12 protein-coding genes are annotated in these 13,726 nt (G+C 52.1%); 4 read left to right on the top strand and 8 right to left on the bottom strand.

Annotation, left to right across the window (positions count from 1 at the left end; genetic code table 11):
- The 5 genes from AB7C91_RS08920 to AB7C91_RS08900 all read right to left on the bottom strand — a co-directional run bounded on the left by AB7C91_RS08920 (position 1) and on the right by AB7C91_RS08900 (position 6,662).
- Positions 1–330, bottom strand: coding sequence for a cupin domain-containing protein (locus AB7C91_RS08920; RefSeq protein WP_332445845.1), 330 nt, complete (start codon positions 328–330; stop codon positions 1–3).
- A gap of 123 nt (positions 331–453) precedes the next feature.
- A complete protein-coding gene (locus tag AB7C91_RS08915) occupies positions 454–1,764 on the bottom strand; it encodes an ABC transporter substrate-binding protein (protein ID WP_428590743.1) in 1,311 nt (436 codons plus the stop codon).
- Positions 1,765–1,782: 18 nt separating this feature from the next.
- The gene (locus AB7C91_RS08910; protein WP_428590740.1) at positions 1,783–4,095 is read right to left on the bottom strand and encodes a hypothetical protein; all 2,313 of its coding nucleotides are present in this window, start codon (positions 4,093–4,095) and stop codon (positions 1,783–1,785) included.
- A 48-nt stretch (positions 4,096–4,143) separates the two neighbouring features.
- Positions 4,144–5,919 (bottom strand): sensor histidine kinase, encoded by a 1,776-nt coding sequence (locus AB7C91_RS08905; protein ID WP_428590737.1) that lies wholly within the window; start codon positions 5,917–5,919, stop codon positions 4,144–4,146.
- Positions 5,916–6,662 carry a response regulator transcription factor gene (locus tag AB7C91_RS08900; protein ID WP_332445841.1) on the bottom strand — a complete coding sequence of 249 codons (747 nt, stop codon included), beginning with the start codon at positions 6,660–6,662 and terminating at the stop codon, positions 5,916–5,918. Before AB7C91_RS08900 ends, AB7C91_RS08905 begins: the two co-directional genes overlap by 4 nt.
- Before the next feature lie 84 nt (positions 6,663–6,746).
- Between AB7C91_RS08900 and AB7C91_RS08895 the strand changes: the two genes are divergently transcribed.
- From AB7C91_RS08895 to AB7C91_RS08880, 4 genes are all read left to right on the top strand, one after another.
- Positions 6,747–7,679 (top strand): sugar ABC transporter permease, encoded by a 933-nt coding sequence (locus tag AB7C91_RS08895; RefSeq protein WP_332445840.1) that lies wholly within the window; start codon positions 6,747–6,749, stop codon positions 7,677–7,679.
- Positions 7,679–8,518 carry a carbohydrate ABC transporter permease gene (locus tag AB7C91_RS08890; protein WP_332445839.1) on the top strand — a complete coding sequence of 280 codons (840 nt, stop codon included), beginning with the start codon at positions 7,679–7,681 and terminating at the stop codon, positions 8,516–8,518. The genes AB7C91_RS08895 and AB7C91_RS08890 overlap by 1 nt, the downstream gene beginning before the upstream one ends.
- Before the next feature lie 3 nt (positions 8,519–8,521).
- Complete coding sequence (locus AB7C91_RS08885) at positions 8,522–9,391, top strand: MBL fold metallo-hydrolase (protein ID WP_428590732.1); 870 nt, start codon at positions 8,522–8,524, stop codon at positions 9,389–9,391.
- Positions 9,392–9,617: 226 nt separating this feature from the next.
- Positions 9,618–10,343 (top strand): transglutaminase-like domain-containing protein, encoded by a 726-nt coding sequence (locus tag AB7C91_RS08880; RefSeq protein ID WP_428590729.1) that lies wholly within the window; start codon positions 9,618–9,620, stop codon positions 10,341–10,343.
- A 13-nt stretch (positions 10,344–10,356) separates the two neighbouring features.
- Here the strand turns inward: AB7C91_RS08880 and AB7C91_RS08875 are convergent, their stop codons facing one another.
- The 3 genes from AB7C91_RS08875 to AB7C91_RS08865 all read right to left on the bottom strand — a co-directional run bounded on the left by AB7C91_RS08875 (position 10,357) and on the right by AB7C91_RS08865 (position 13,714).
- Positions 10,357–10,782: a rhodanese-like domain-containing protein gene (locus tag AB7C91_RS08875; protein WP_332445836.1), complete on the bottom strand. Its 426-nt coding sequence runs from the start codon at positions 10,780–10,782 to the stop codon at positions 10,357–10,359.
- Positions 10,783–10,863: 81 nt separating this feature from the next.
- A complete protein-coding gene (locus AB7C91_RS08870) occupies positions 10,864–12,462 on the bottom strand; it encodes a hypothetical protein (protein WP_428590726.1) in 1,599 nt (532 codons plus the stop codon).
- A complete protein-coding gene (locus AB7C91_RS08865; protein ID WP_428590723.1) occupies positions 12,452–13,714 on the bottom strand; it encodes an AGE family epimerase/isomerase in 1,263 nt (420 codons plus the stop codon). Before AB7C91_RS08865 ends, AB7C91_RS08870 begins: the two co-directional genes overlap by 11 nt.
- Positions 13,715–13,726 lie beyond the last annotated feature (12 nt).

The raw sequence follows: 13,726 nt of genomic DNA, 5'->3' as shown, positions 1-13,726 counted from the left end.
TCATTGCACGAAATCTTCCCGATACGGGGTGAATACATCCAACACGGCACCCTTTTCCAGACACGTGGTCCCATGCTTGACATTTGAGGCGAACACCAAGGTATCCCCTTTTCTGACCACCACCGGCTTGCCATCGATGGTGAACTCGAAAGCACCCTCCAACACATAGGTCACCTGGGTATGCACATGGGAGTGAATCGATCCAACCCCGCCTTTCTCAAAATGCACCTCAACCGGCATGATGTTCTCATTATAGGCAAGGATCTTTCTGCTGACTCCATCTCCTACCTGCTGCATCACTGCATCCTTGGCAAACAAAACCTGTTCCATCTCTTACTCCTCAAACTACGGGATTCCACTGATTGCATTCAGTGGTCCCCTCTGGTGCAAGAAAGCTGTCATACGGCCAAAAGCCATACGACAGCTTATTCTTCCATAAGGAAATACTCTACCTTATTTCTTCAATTCAGTCAAAATGTAATCGATCAACTTGACCGCCTCGGTGGCTGCCGCATTCGCAGAGGCAGGATCGTAGGCAACCTTCTCCACTGCATCATTGAGTACCTTCACAATCTCGGCATTGCTGGACAGGTCATTGCGATACAACCCCTGATGCTGTTGGGCATATGCAGTGGCCTTGATGATGTTCTCATTGATCAAGCCGGCATCCTGACAGGCTTGCTGCACCCGGTCCACCGGGGGAACCGCACGCACGTCACCAAGCAGCTTCCCCGCCTCGATGTCATTGAAGAAGTAGTTGAGGAATCTCACCGCTTCCTCAGGATTCTTGCTTCGGTTGGACACGGACAAGAGCTGGGAGGGAGTAATGATCAAGCCGGTATTCTTGGCATCCTTGAGCACCGGAAGAATGAAGGTGGACATCTGGTCCTGCTTGTCGCCTGCCACCGCCCCATACAGGCTGGTCCAGGAGAACTCAAGCACGATATCCCCGTTGATCCACTTTGGGTTGGTCCAAACGGAATTCAAGAATACGTTGCCTTCCTGTACCGGAATCACCACGCCATCCTTGTACAACGTGCCGATGTACTGGAGCACTTCCTGCAAATGGGCTTCGCTGAACCCACGGGTATAGTCATTCTGAATCAGTTGGTTGCCCGTTCGCTGTACCAAATAGGGAAGTAACAGGAATTCGGTCATGTCAACCGTGTCGGCATTGAGGAAATACTTGGAAGGATCGGTAGCATGCACACCCTTTCCGATGGTATAGAAGTCATCCCAAGTCCAGGAAGTATCCAACGAGGTAGGAATCCCGAATTTTGCCGCCAGCGTCTTGTTGATGATGGAGGTACGGGCGTTCAGACCGGTGGGAAGTCCGATGAGCTTGCCGTTGTATACGCCATAGTCGTTCAGGAACTGCTTGCTGAACCCACTGGTATCGAGTACGGACGCATATTGGTTCAGATCCACGAAAAAATCCCCTGCCGAGGTGAAATCACCCATCCAAGGCGGATTGAGTTGTACGATATCCGCCACGGTTCCCCCGGCAAGCTCGGTGGCGATCTTCTCGCGTTCACTCTTGCCGCGATACTCGCTGGCGATCTGCACATTCGGATTCTGCTTCATATAGCTGTCCACCACGGCGATGGTCGCCTTATGCCGGGCATCGTTGCCCCACCACGAGAACCTCAGGGAAACCGGTCCCGAGGCCTTCTCGCCTTCCTTGGTTCCCGCTGCATAGGCCATCGATCCCATAGTCAGGGCGATGAGCAGAAGCACTGCCATCCTCATTGTCATACGTTTCATATCCATTCTCCTTTTTAATCAATACGCAAAGTTCAAAAGCTTTTCTTTCATTCCCGCCGCATAGTAATGCAGCAATGGCAACAGACTCTGTGCACATCGTTTCGGACCGACCGGGCAATTGTAGATGACGGTGAAGTCGTCCCGTTTCACCTTGCTGAAATCGTAGATCGGCGGTGGGTTCTCCACCGTAATCCAGGAAAACATGCCCAAGGCATCCCTGAGATAGGAAACATCCCCGGTCAACTCGTATCCGATCGCCATCGTCTCCAAGACCATCCCGTTCAAATTCTGGTATCGGATGGACGGGTGCTGTTTTCCCATGAACATATTGGTCTGGGGGTGCAGACACTCCGCCCGAACGTCATCGATGACCTTGCACAACACCGAATACAAGCGTTCGCTGCTTCGGTAGGAATAATACCGGTACAGTCCCACGATACCGACATGGATCATGAACGGCACGCGGTCCATATAGTTGTCGGGGTACGGGCTTGTCCACGTCCCGTACTGATCGGCCCATTGGCAGTAGGTCTCGACAATCGGCTCGCAGACATCCAGATATGCCTTCTCATGGGTTTCCGCATAGAGGGCGAGGAACGTCCTCAGCGTCCATCCCAGCTCCCGGGGTTCGACGAATCCAGGTTTCTTGTACAACGGCAGATCAATCATCTTCCTCAGTTCGGAACCGATGGTGCGGGCAATCTCCAACCCCATCGGGTCGGCGGTGGCATGGTAGTAATCCAAGAATCCCTCCACCCATTGGTGGCTGGGTACCGGCTGGCCGGAAACATGGTCGATGCTATGGGTATAGAGCAGGCCCCTGTGGTACGGACGCTCGCTGTAATGGCAGAGATCCACATCCATCCAATGGCGGACGGCGGCAAGGAAATAATCGTAGTACCGTCGGTCTCCCGTGCGGGCGAACATCACCATGAAATTATGCGGCATGTCATACTCATTGTTGATCCAGATGTCCTTGCCCTTGCTTCTGCCTTGCTTCACGTACTCCCACTCCGGTCCATCTCCGAAATGCAGGAAGCCGAGCCCTTTCGCCCGTGAATCGATGAACCGGTAGAGGAACCGTTCTGTTGGATAGTGCAGTTGGTCGCTGACAAACGGTGCATAGACACCGCTTTCGATATAGCTTTCCACCGCTACAGAACCGACCGGTGGCATTTCCTGACGAAGCAGGTGGTCGATCAAAAGGGGATCGGAAAAACCCGTGGCATGGAAGTAGAGCTGGAAGCGGGAGGTTTTTCCGACCCCTTGAGGGATAGCGATGGGAACATGGTTGCGGGGAAACAGCGACAATGTAATCGCATCATCCTGGGCATCGATGGCCTTGGGGAAATTCTGATAAGCCTGATGGATGGAAGCGCAAAGACCGAATGATTCGGTCTCCCAATCGCAACCGAATACACTGAACATGACCTCGGGAAACATTTCATTCGGTGTTTCAATGATCGTATCGGCTCCAACCTGCACATGCAGAGGATGCGGGCCTTCGGCACGTTCGATTTTCGGATTGAAGCTGGAGGTGCACATCCGCTTCTTTCCCTCCCTGGCAGGCAGCGTCACCTTGAAATCCAACCCATGCACCATCTGCACCGGGAAATCGGTATCGTATTTGAGACCGGCCTGTTCATTGGTCAAGGCAAGGCCGTCGTGAAGAGGACGGGTGTCCGTCTCCGTGTTGATGATCTGATGATCAAACGTGAGCGTGCTGTTCAGTGCATAGGAAGTGACGGTAAGCACCCCGTCGAACCATGAAGTACCGTCGGTGGCGACGTGTCTGCCCTTGCAGCGTACAACAGCCCGTACCGGGCCGCTTTCCAGTATGTCCCATCCGTTCTCACCCACCGTAAAGACAAATTCCTTACCCTCGTCGTTATACAGTACGGGCCCGGTCAGCTGATGGTTTTCCAGCACCAAGTCGTGACCGGCCATCTGCAGAAATGGTCTAGAGCTACCAGCGGCCAAATGACAGGAGACCAGGCCGTTGGAAAGCCACAGGCTCTTGTCCTTCTCCTGGATAAGGCTCACCGACTCGAATTCCGGCTGGCTCTGCACATGCGTGTCGAACGTAAATGTTGCTTGCTTATTGCCTGCAAAGGGAGCAAGGAAGGAACAATGCAGGAAACGAATCGAGCCGTCTGCATGAAAAGCGGTAGGCTGGAACTGTGCGGGAAGGCTGTTCTTCTGAGCATCAAGGATGGCGGCAAAACCAAGATCCTCGAACCGGACAGCTCCTTCGGCAAAAGGGATGCTGACTTGTACGGGTACATCGGTGAGGTCGTATCGGCAGACGGTTTCAAACGTAATTCGTGTCATATTGGAAGTGTAGCACCCACCCTGTGGATGCAAAATTCTCAACTTCCGTTAAAAGGTATCATTTTCCATACGCATCCTGGGGATTCGGAAGAACAGCGCGAAACCGTGAGCGGGCCTGCTGTATACCTTAAGTGCACAGGATGCATCAAAACTGAGCAGCAGACGGGTATGCACATTGGCCAACCCCACTTGGTCGGAAAGTCCGGATGCCTGTTCTCCCAAACGGGTTCGGATCTCCTGCAGCCGTTCAGAGGAGACGCCGCATCCATTGTCGATGATGCTGCAATGAATGTAATCCTTGCGTGCGGTCAGGCGGATACGGACCTGGATCGGTTGATCACCTTCCTTCGGTTGTGCATGGGAAAGGACGTTTTCCAGCAGCGGCTGGAACAACATGCGGATGCTCAGAACACAGTCAAGCACTTCCTCCTCATAGAACCAGATCACCTGCATCGCCTTGGCGTTTCGGTAGTACAAAAGTTGGAGGAAGGTTTTTGTCATGGCGATCTCCTGGGAAAGGGGCACCAAGGTAGTGGGATCTTCCAAGGAATAGCGCAGAAGCTGGGAAAATTGCTGGATCATCTGATTGGCCAGTACCGGTTTGCCCTGCGCCTTGGCAATCTGCAGGTCGATGACTTGCAGGGTGTTGAAAATGAAATGGGGATTGATCTGGTACTGCAATGCGGCAAGCCGTGCTTTTACAAGGTCGTAGGAATGCTGGAGAAGGTCCGAGCGCAGATGGGCCTCCCGGACATAGAGCGAAACCACATGGTCGAGGATGTAATAGAAGGGATCCTTCCAGCTTTCCTGCATCTCCAGTTGGAGGGGACTGCGCATGTCCTCTTCGAAGAGAGTGACGATCTTGTTGATCTGGGCGAAGCTTTTTCTGGTGAAAATCACCGAAAGGACAAGGGATACGAGAACCGCCAGACTTGCGGCGATCAAGGTGATGCAGAATACCACATGGGAGCTTGCATTCAGCACTTCATTGGGGATCAAGGAATAGAGGATCAAAGCCTTGTTGTCCAACTGCCGTCTGGTCAATTGGTAGGCATGGGCGAAATCCGTCTGGTTCTTCCCGGTTGCATAGGCGGCGTCCTTGAGCTGGACGGACAACTTCGATGCCGTCCAGTTTTCCGAAAGGATGGTGCCTTTGGCATCGGAAACCCAAATCGCCTCGTGCTCATGTTGAGTCAGGGAATCGAGGAAATGGGAAAAATACGATTGAAAGAGGTTGATGACGATCAATTCATGGTATTTGGTCACATACACCAAGGTAATGACCGGGATCCCTTCCTGTTCAAAACTGTAGGAGCGCAACGTCCGCTTGAAAATCAGGAAGTTCTCCGCCTCATCTGCATCGTAGGCTTGCTGCCACGATTGGTCGAGCATCCGAGAGGAAGCGATACGTTGCCCATTCACCAACAGATACGGGGCATCCTGTTTTGCAATATAGAGCGAATGGATGTAATTACGTGAAATCCTGGTGGTATCGAGGTATTGGTTCAGTTTGAGCAGAGCCGACTGGGTCTTTTCATCGACCTGGTCCTCTTCCAGATATTGGAGCAGACCCAGATGGATGTCGGGATTCGCCTCAATGAAGATCTTAGGCTGCAGCAATTCCTTGAACAAGGTATCCAAACTCAGGCTGGACACGGAGAACAACGACTCCGAGTTCTCCCTGACCAATGCGGGAACCTGGTTGGCGATCACCCACCCGATGACCGAGCTGAGCAGGAGCATCGGGACGAGCAGCATGAGCATGTATTTTGCCAAACTGTTGACGAAGAAGCGCCTGCGGATCCCCTTGATCCTTCCGTTCATGCATTACCCGCCTCGCGGTATTCCCAGGGCGAAAGCCCATAGTACTGCTTGAACGCCCGGGTGAAGTTTTTCGGGTTGTCATACCCGACGGCATAGGAGATCTGATAGATCTTCAGATTGACATCCCTTAGCATTTTCTCCGCCTTTTTCATCTTCACATCCTGCAGGTAATCGGAAAACTTCATCCCCGTCTCCTGCTTGAACACCTTCGACACATAATTGGGGCTCATGGCCACCAACAGGGCAGCCTGGTCGAGGGTGGCTTGGGCGTATTCTTTCTCCAAATACGCCTTCACCGTCTCGACTATCGTCCGGTAATAGCCTTCAGGCTGGGCCGGTGCATCACCACCTGTTACATGATAGAACCGGTCCAGCTCTTCCTTGATGGAAAGCAGGGTATCGGCAAGCCCCTGACGGTCCACCGGTTTGAGCAGATATTCACGCACGCCGAGTTTCAACGCCTCCTGGGCATAGGAGAATTCCGCATAGCCGCTGAGCAGCAATATGTTGTTTACCCCGATACTCCGCCGCTTGAGTTCATGCAGGAGTTCAAGGCCGGAAAGATCGGGCATCTTGATGTCTGAGATCAGCACGTCCACTTGGTTCTGGGAAAGGTAGTCGAGGGCGAGACGGGCCTTGGTGAACGAGGCGACGACCTCGAACCCATAGGTCTCCCAAGCAAGAAGCTGTCCAAGCCCATCGAGAATGAAGTCTTCATCATCAAGCAATACGATCCGGTACATGGCCTCTCCTGGTCAATAAGAAATGATACCTTTTGTCGAAACGAACAACCTAGCACTTCCCCCCGACGATGGTACAATCATAGCATGAAATCACGACAGCACCAGACGCCGCCTTCGGCAACCATAGCACGATACCGACACTTCCAAAAGTACACCGGGTTGTATTTCATCACCCCGTGGATCATTGGATTCGCCCTGTTCCAACTCTATCCATTCGTCGCTTCGTTCGTCTATTCCTTCACCAACTTCAACATTTTCGGCAAGCCTTCATTCGTCGGGCTGAACAACTACATCCGCTTGTTCACCTTCGATCCCGATTTCAAGAAATCGATGGGCGTCACCTTCGCCTATGCCCTGATAGAGGTGCCGGGAAAACTTTTGTTCGCCCTCATCATCGCCTTGTTGCTTAATCAGAAGGTGCGGGGTGTCAATGGATTTCGGACCATCTACTACCTTCCCTCCATCCTGGGCGGCAGTGTGGCCATTTCCGCATTGTGGAAGCTGATGTTCATGAAGGAAGGCATCGTCAATTCCTTCCTTTCGGTGGTACGCATTCCTGCCGTCGATTGGCTGGGTTCCCCCCATGTCGCCTTGTTCACGATCAGTCTGCTCCAGATTTGGCAGTTCGGTTCGGCCATGGTGCTGTTCCTCGCCGCCCTGAAGCAAATCCCCCAGGACCTGTACGAATCGGCTTCCCTGGAAGGGGCTTCGAAGATTCGCCAGTTCTTCTCCATCACCTTCCCGATGATCACCCCGATCGTCTTCTTCAATTTGATCATGCAGACCATCAATGCTTTACAGAACTTCACTTCGGCCTTCATCATCACCAAGGGCGGTCCGTTGAAATCGACGTACTTGATCGGCCTGAAGCTGTACACCGAAGGGTTCAACAATTTCAAGATGGGCTATGCCTCGGCAATCAGCTGGGTCATGTTCGCCTGCATCCTGGGCTTTACGCTGGTAATCTTCCGCTCATCCAGCGCCTGGGTGTACTACCAAGACGGAGAATCATTCTGATGCGCCATACACCCCGAAAACACCTGCTTTCCTATGCCATTCTCATCCTTGGCGGCATTCTGATGTGCTATCCCTTGGTATGGATGTTTTTTGCCAGTTTCAAGACCAACTCGGAGATCTTTGCATCCAAGAACCTGCTTCCCCAATCCTTTTCCTTCGATGCCTACATCACCGGTTGGCAAGGCGTGGGAGAACATTCCTTCTCCCTTTTCTTTATCAATACCCTGAAACTGGTTACTCCGACGGTGCTGTTCACCGTCCTCTCCTGTTCGGTTGTCGCCTATGGGTTTGCACGTTTCTCCTTTCCCAAGAAGAAACTCTATTTCGCACTGATGCTTTCCACCTTGATGCTTCCCAATTCGGTGATCATCATCCCCCGGTTCCTCTTGTTCAACAAGCTGGGATGGCTCGATTCCTACCTTCCCTTCATTGTTCCGGCATTGTTCGCCTGTTATCCGTTCTTCATCTTCATGATGGTGCAGTTTCTTCGCGGGGTGCCCACCGAACTGGATGAGGCGGCCAAGATCGATGGATGCAATGCTGTCCAGACCTTGGCATTGGTGCTCTACCCGATCCTCAAACCGGCGTTGTTCTCTGCAGGCCTGTTCCAATTGATGTGGACGTGGAACGACTTCTTCAACACCTTGGTGTATATCAGCAAGGTGGAGAAGTTCCCCCTGTCGCTCGGGCTCCGTATTTCCCTGGACAGCGCATCGGCGGTGGCATGGAACCAGATCATGGCGATGGCCCTGCTTTCGATCCTCCCCTTGATCGTCTTGTTCTTCTTTGCGCAACGATACTTCGTGGAAGGAATCTCGACTTCAGGAATCAAAGGATAAACCATGGAACCGGCAATCTGGCATACCCGAGGAACAGAACTGGCACACGAAATCGATGCAACCACGGTACCCGGCGGACAGCTTCGCCTCTGGTACCTGGGACAGTGTGGATTCATCATCAAGAGCAGCGACTGTACCATCGGCATCGACTTGGTGCTTTCCCAGCTCTATGATGCCCACCAAAATCCCAGACGGCTCTATCCGCCTCCCTTCCCCGGTGGCTCGGCTCCCAGGCTGACACACCTCTTCTGTTCCCATTCCCATGCCGATCATCTCGATCTACCCACCCTAGCGGGGATTCTGGAGTCACAGGCTGCATGCCGATGCATCATTCCTTCCGGCATCCAGGAGAAAGGGGCTTCGCTGCCCCAAGAGCAGATGATGTATGCCATCCAGAACGAGGCGATCAAGCTCAGCGACGAGTGTTCGGTCCTCCCGATCATGGTAGCCCATGAGAGCTACGAGACCGACAGCCGCGGTTTCTCCCGTTTCCTCGGGTATCTGTTCTCCTTCCCCGGTATTTCCCTGTTTCACAGCGGGGATGCAGTCTTTGAATCAAATCTGGTCCGCACCCTCTCTCCCCGGCTTCCCATCGACGTCATGATGCTTCCGATCAACGGCACGGATGCGGTGCGCAAGCATTTGGGTATCATCGGCAATATGCAACCTGAGCAAGCATTGCAACTTGCCTCCCTTTCCCATGCCCGCTTGGTCATCCCCATGCATTTTGATATGTTCGCCAACAATGGGGCCGATCCCGAGGCGTTTGTTCGTTCTGCCCAGGCTTCGGCTTTGCCCTTTCAGATTTGGGTTCCGAAGTTGGGAACAAGCATCTGGATACCTGAGCAGGGTAAGAGGGATTCTCACTTATAGCATATCTTTTTCCGAGTAAATAATACAAATGAAATCTTTCAATAACTATGTCATATGTTGATCACTTCATAGTTCTGAACAAATTGAGTATTATTTCTTTTTCTTTTCATTGATTCATAAAACATGATGAATTATTGCATGGTGCTGAAAAATGTATTACGCTAGTTCAATCATGTACCACTCATTACATATGTCATATTCAATGACACGATTAAAACCAAGTGTTGTGCAATCGGAAGAACTTTCCACGAAGCGGGAGTATCTTCGTCCTACCAGCTTGCTGGATTATGAAAGCCAGCCGGTCCAGAACTTGGTCAACGCACAGAAATGGAGGATGCTCACTTCGGATTCCGAGAAGATCAACGTAATCTACACGTTCGTCAGGGATCGGATAGCCTATGGACAACCCGAGCATCCGTGTGTTCCCGCTTCCGAAGTTTTGAGTGCCGGCATGGGCAATGCGCTGACCAAGACCACTTTGGTTACGGCCCTGCTGCGCGCGGTGGGCATCCCGTGCCGATTGCGGGCTTCCAAGATTGAAAAATCCCTCTTCCAGGGGCTTCTGCATGGTCTTTCCTACCGGATGTGTCCTTCACAGCTCCTGCATTGCCATCCCGAGGTCCTGTTCAACCATCGTTGGCTCTCTTTGGAAGGCGTAATCATCGATTACACCTACCTCGAGCAGCTGCAGGAAAAATACAGCGACTACATGGGTAGTTTCTATGGGTACGGCATCGCCGTCCTGCATTTCAGGAATCCTCCGATCAATTGGGAGGAGGACCATACCTACATCCAGGACAGGGCGGTAACCAAGGATCTGGGGATTTTCTCCGATCCCGATGCCTTATTCAAAGCCTTCCCGGATGCAGAGACTTGGTCACATTCCCTGCCCTATCGGTTCTCCATCAAACCCCAAATGAATCGCGCGATCCTCAAACTGCGCAAACGCTGACCACAAAGCAGGTTTATTGGACCGTCCCATACTTCCAGGTGTTCAGCCCACCGAAATCGTAGATGTTGGTATATCCCATCGCCACCAGTTTGTTTGCCGCCTGAGCGCTTCGGTTCCCGCTTCTGCAGTAGACCAGTATGGTTGCATCCAAATCGGGAAGCCCGGCAGGTCTTTGCCCCCCGATTGTTTCGTTGGCTATGTTGATGGCCTTTTCAATATGGCCGGAGGCGAACTCTGCCGGGGTACGGACATCGAGGATGGTCACCGACTTGCTGCCGTCCATCATTGCCTTCGCCTCATCGGCTGTAATCTTGCGATAGACTGCTTGAGATTCTGATGAAGCCGTTGCCTGCTTCGATGGAACCAGATTCATCGCCACTAAGACAACCACCACCGCTGCAACACCCAATATGATCCATTTAATAAGATTAGTATTCATGTAAGACTCTCTCCTATTAATAGAATGCAGAATGGGAACGCATTCGTCAACCGGTATCCCAAGCCAGAGTATCAGATCAAATCATTCATACTCGGCAAGCTTCGCTTCCACATAGCCGTCAGTGACCGAATGGATATCCTTGACTGCCTGGGCAAGTCGCTCAGAACTGCTGGAGGCAACCTCCCAACGTGCCATTCCTTCCTCACTTCTGCTGATCCGCTCTGCAACCTGAAGCCAATCACCTGACAGGTTTGTATTCGCATCAATACGCTCGGGGAGACCGCTACGCATCAACACGGCATCAAGATCGTTGCCGTCTTCCATGGTTTTGAACACTTTCAGGCCCTGGGCTTTGAATAGCTCTTCGACCCGGTCGACCACCGGTTGTAGATGCTCATCGTTGAAAAAGTGACACGGCCACTCTCGCTGGCGATAAATACTCTGTTGCTTTTGCATGGCAGCTTCATACAAGTGTGGATTTTGGGACCACATTTTGGCTGTCAATATGGTGAAATACAAAGTATTTTCTGTAGCGGCAAATCCTTTGGAGTAGTCCTTCAGGTCAAGGGGAAAATTCATGTAATAATGTGCAGACTCTTCACTTGCCACCAAATATTGATTGCCCAGATTTTGCCGCAACGCTTCTTTTATGAAGGAATGGCCGTTTCTGATGATATGAACCCCGATTCCACGCGAGGCCTGCTGGACGACTGAGAGCGGATTCGCCTTCACATCATAATACATATGCGGCTCCCATGGTGCGTTTCCAAAGAATCCAGCGGCATGCACCTCCTTGAAGAACCGTTTGATCTCAGGGATGAGCAACGAAAGATTGAAGGATGGCGTCAACTGGGATCCATGGGAATCCATGACATCCATACGGTCTCCATCCCCATCGTAACAGAACCCAAAATCGAACGATTCTGAGCGCATTATATCCCATGTCGGCCTGATGCTCTCATCAATAATAGGGTTGGGATCCCCTGCAGGGAACTTCCCATCAGGGACCAGATTACGTACCCTCACCTTGGCCCCGAGCGACTGCAAAGCCTCCACCACTTCCGTTCCCGCCGCACCACAAAGAAAGTCGGTGAGCAGGGAAACACCGTCAAGGGTATTTGGTTCCACATTTGCCAACTGGATCGAGTAATCGATGTACTGGTCCAAATACCGTCGCACCAGCACCTTCTTTCGTTCGCTTGTATGCAGATTGCAGGATTTCCCTTCACAATAGGCTTCCCTGATGCAGGCGATTCCACCATCAGGGCCGCTGCCCATCGCCAGGGTCTGCAGACCCGGCGCCATCAACTTCATCCCGATGTACATGCCGGGATTATGGCTGGCGGTAAACATGATACCGGCAGCTTTCGGGTGTTGCATACAGCTGAAATAGAACTGGCAGGTGGAAATCTGCAAAGGGTTGACGATGACCTGCAGCCCGGCCTGGGTGAAAAGATCCAACGCGGTCTCCATCAGTGCGGGGGCTCCCAACCGGGCATCCCTTCCCAGCACCACCTCATCAACCTTGAGAACCTCGGAGAGATACCATCCCACTGCATGAATCAGTCTGACTGCAAGATCCTTGGTCAACGCTGCGCTTTTGGTTCTAATATCATAGGCCTTGAACATACTGGTATTCAGTGCCTGCTTTTGTATATCCGTCATTGTATCATACATCATTTGTCTCATCCTTTCTGTGAGCATCCAACAGCTCTATACTCAACAGGAGCATCCTGAAGATGTGGTAGGGGTCCTTCACCGGGAGTGCCACCACCGTATCCACGGGCCGGCCATCTCGTTGTCTGATCTGAATCCATTCCTTCCCTTGTGGTGCCGTGAAGGTAGGAAAAGTGTATGCGGATAATCGCCGGTGCCAATCCAGAAATGTGAGCTCCCCGGTCTTCACATACATCCGCAAACACGCGTACAGTGCCTCGGCATGCGGCCACCACAGCTTGTAATCCCAGGTTCGGGCAACAAGATCGGCGAACGGGCTGCCATCGCTCAGACCTTTCACCTGTCCCCCCTGCATGTCCACATACCGAAACAGACCCCCGTATTGGTCATCCCATCCCAATGCAAGCATGGCTTTCATGGTCTTTTCGATGCGCTCAATGTACCGATCATCAAGAACATCCATACAGAACCACATGCATTCCAATGCATGACCGGGGTTTCGATGACGGATCAGTAATGATGATTGTTTTGCATCATCACCCGTAAGTTCGCACAGCTGCATTGATTGCACATCGATGAATGTATCCATGATTCTTGCGGCATATGCCGTCGCCTGGGCCCGGACCGCAGCCGCCTGTTGCATATGAAACCCTTCGAGACAGAGAGCCAACTCATGGGCGGTATTGCAGAGAATCATGTACACGGACTGTGCCTTCGTCCCTTCAGGCAAGGCATACGGTTCGGTACGGACCACCCCGGCATCCAATACCCGGAGCAATTTTTCATATACCGCCAATGCCTCTTTGGCTATGGATGAAGCACCAACCAAATGTGCATACCGGCTGAAAGCCATGATTACGAAACAATCAGCATAAAAACTGGTATAGAGGCCTTGGCCCGGCACAGGTTCCTTGGGCACTCCTTCCCTGTCCAGCACGAAAGCACAGACTTCCAGGTCCCCGGGCAAGAACACATGCTCATGCAGGAAGGAATACAATCGGTGAGCCTGCCGCCCCAAGGCATCCAACCTTGGTTGTTCGATCCCTTTGCTGCACGCATGACTGGAAAGCAAATAGGAAAGACACCAGAGCATCCTTGCTTGCGACCAGGTATATTTATCGGTGGAAACCAATCGGCTGCCATCATTGGAGAAACAGGTGAATACACCTGCAAAAGTATCATCGAAAGCCTGTTCCCAAAAAGGCAGAATCTGCTGCTTCAAATGACACCGGTAAAACTCGAGCATTTTTTCCATATGACAATCCAT

Origin of the sequence: Sphaerochaeta sp., from assembly GCF_050256055.1 — a bacterium.
GTDB lineage: Bacteria > Spirochaetota > Spirochaetia > Sphaerochaetales > Sphaerochaetaceae > Sphaerochaeta.
Note: the sequence above shows the minus strand (reverse complement) of the source record. Positions and strands in the feature narration are given on the sequence as shown.